1 protein-coding gene is annotated in these 869 nt (G+C 56.6%); it reads right to left on the reverse strand.

The window, feature by feature from the left end; genetic code table 11:
* Window positions 1–58: 58 nt before the first annotated feature.
* Window positions 59–763: an IS6 family transposase gene (locus AX756_RS24785; RefSeq protein ID WP_068318570.1), complete on the reverse strand. Its 705-nt coding sequence runs from the start codon at window positions 761–763 to the stop codon at window positions 59–61.
* Window positions 764–869: the final 106 nt, after the last annotated feature.

An 869-nucleotide genomic window follows, 5' to 3' on the forward strand; every position in this document is an offset into this window, starting at 1 on the left:
CCGTCCACACCATCAGACGAATTCGAACCAGTCTGACAATGGGCAGTGACTCTGCCCCCTATGCCGCGCAAAGACCACGCCACTCAGCCAGAGCGGCGGCGCGGTTGAGCTTGAAATTTGGTCTCGTTGAAAGGCTGCGTTCCTGATTAAAGTGATTGTAGACTGAAGCGTGGACGGAGGCGAATTTCTGCAAACTTCGCATACGCCTGAAACGCAGCATCGCCCGCTCTCGTCGTCGGAACGGCAGATGCGAGTTCTCGGCCCTGTTGTTCATCCAGCGACCGGTTTCCTGTCTGCCTGCAGCGCCAATCTCCTTCAGAGCCGCGCCATACGATGCCAGCCCATCCGTCACGACCACGTCAGGACTGCCGTGCTTACGCATTGCTTTCTTTAAGAATTTCAACGCAGCCTTCTTATCACGTGCCTTCGTGACGAAGCTTTCCAGGACTTCGCCCTCATGATCGACAGCCCGCCAGAGATAGTGCTGTTCCCCGTTGATCTTCACGAACACCTCATCCAGATGCCAGCGCCAGAGACTGGATTTCATGCTCGCAATTCGGCGCTTTCGGATCTCGGCAGCGAACAGCGGACCGAAACGATGCCACCAGTATCTCACAGCTTCATGGCTCACATCGATGCCGCGCTCATGAAGAAGATCTTCCACATTGCGCAGCGACAGCGGAAACCGCACGTACAGCATCACTGCCAGGCGGATTATCTCACGGCTCGTTTTGAAATAGCGAAATGGATCAGGTTTGGTCATCCGACGAAGCTACGAAACCGCCCTGCCCGTCTCAAGCCAGTTTTGTCTGACAGAACCAGCTCCGGCTCGGAGCTGCGCCGGTTCAGCCGGCTGCGGATCTCGGCCA

The organism is Aliiruegeria sabulilitoris, assembly GCF_001558155.1.
In the GTDB taxonomy this organism is placed as follows: Bacteria; Pseudomonadota; Alphaproteobacteria; order Rhodobacterales; family Rhodobacteraceae; genus Tropicimonas; species Tropicimonas sabulilitoris.